A 1,491-nucleotide genomic window follows, 5' to 3' on the forward strand; every position below is an offset into this window, starting at 1 on the left:
TTTATTTTATTGACAGGGGACCAATAAAGACGATTCTTCGCCAGCGTTTCTTTTCCTCTGCCGATAAATCCAAATTCTTTCTCATGCTCTCTGTTACCTTCCATTATTTCTCAATTCGATTGTATTCGCTGAAATCCCGAATGAATCCTAGAATATCCTTTGCACGGTCTTCACCATAATAATCTATCCATCCCTGAAAACGCTGTTTGTTTTTCTCAGAAACGATTTGCTCAACATTTGTCCCGCTTTCAGTCAAATGTAAATAGAGTCGTCGTCTATCGGATTCATCCGGCACTTGAACAATATATTCTTGATTTAATAGCACCTTTATTTGACGGGAAATGGCACTTCGCGTAACGTGTCGATTGGCTGCAATATCTACAAGCGTTAAATCGGGACGTCTGGCAATGTCATGCAGTATCAAATACTGTTCAAATGATAAATGATAATCTGATGCCGGCTGTGAAATAAACTCATCTAGGTACTTGATAGACTTCATGTAAGCTTCGATAAATGAATCTAATAAATTTTCTTTTTCCATTATGCCGCCCCACAATCCTATTCCAAATCTAATATAATAATGTTAGCATTTAAAATTCATAATTACCATCACTCAATCCTAACCTAATTTATCTTTAATAAAGGAGAACCAACTATGACCTCACTTTTAAAATTATCGCAAAAACTCTCGTTAAATATCCTGGAAAATTACATTCAATTTTGCGAGGAGAATAATCTAAACTACTTTCTAATTGGGGGTTCCCTACTTGGGGCAATTCGTCATAAGGGATTTATTCCTTGGGATGACGACGTTGATGTTGGAATGCCGCGGAAAGACTACAACCAATTTCTAAAACTCGGTGCCACTTATTTTACGGAAACGCGCTTCTTTCTCCAGACTCCCTTTTCCGATAAAAATTATGGGCTAAGTTATTCAAAGCTTTTAGATCGCCACACCTTTATTGAAGAAAAAAATAGCATTAATAACGCGCGAAAAGGTGTATTCATCGACATCTTCCCATTTGATCAAATATCGTCTAATCCCACCGATCAGGACAAACAAATTTCAAAATTTCGATACTATGATAGTTTGATTTTACTTAGACTTCATTACAACTTCTTTGATACCCCATTACGTAAGTTTCAAACCACAAATAATCAAACTTTTCAAAACGTTAACGAATTAAAGAAAAAACGCGATCACATCATGCAACTGTACAATAGTAGTGAAGAGACCACTTTAGTTAAAAATTTAGCCTCTCAGTACGCCTATAACAAGGAAATTCTATCTATCGCTGAAATGACCCAGCTAACCTCTAAACCCTTTGAAAACGTCAATATGGCTGTTCCACAGGCTTATGATGTTATTCTAACCAGAATGTATGGCGACTACTCACAACTTCCGCCTAAACGACAACAATCAGAAAAGCATCTCCGGCGGCTCATCTATGATAATCAGGAATATGATTGGCTCTATACTTTTTCCTGTTG

General features: G+C 36.8%; 2 protein-coding genes. One reads left to right on the forward strand and one right to left on the reverse strand.

Features of this window, described 5'->3' with window-relative positions; genetic code table 11:
- Positions 1-103: 103 nt before the first annotated feature.
- Entirely contained in the window at positions 104-541 is a 438-nt protein-coding gene (locus FD44_RS09890; protein ID WP_010620612.1) for a MarR family winged helix-turn-helix transcriptional regulator, read from the reverse strand.
- A gap of 114 nt (positions 542-655) precedes the next feature.
- Here FD44_RS09890 and FD44_RS09895 point away from each other — a divergent pair.
- The coding region (locus FD44_RS09895) for a LicD family protein (RefSeq protein ID WP_082618786.1) at positions 656-1,491 on the forward strand (836 nt) is incomplete at its 3' end.

The sequence above is a fragment of the Secundilactobacillus malefermentans DSM 5705 = KCTC 3548 genome (assembly GCF_001436395.1).
Taxonomy (GTDB): domain Bacteria; phylum Bacillota; class Bacilli; order Lactobacillales; family Lactobacillaceae; genus Secundilactobacillus; species Secundilactobacillus malefermentans.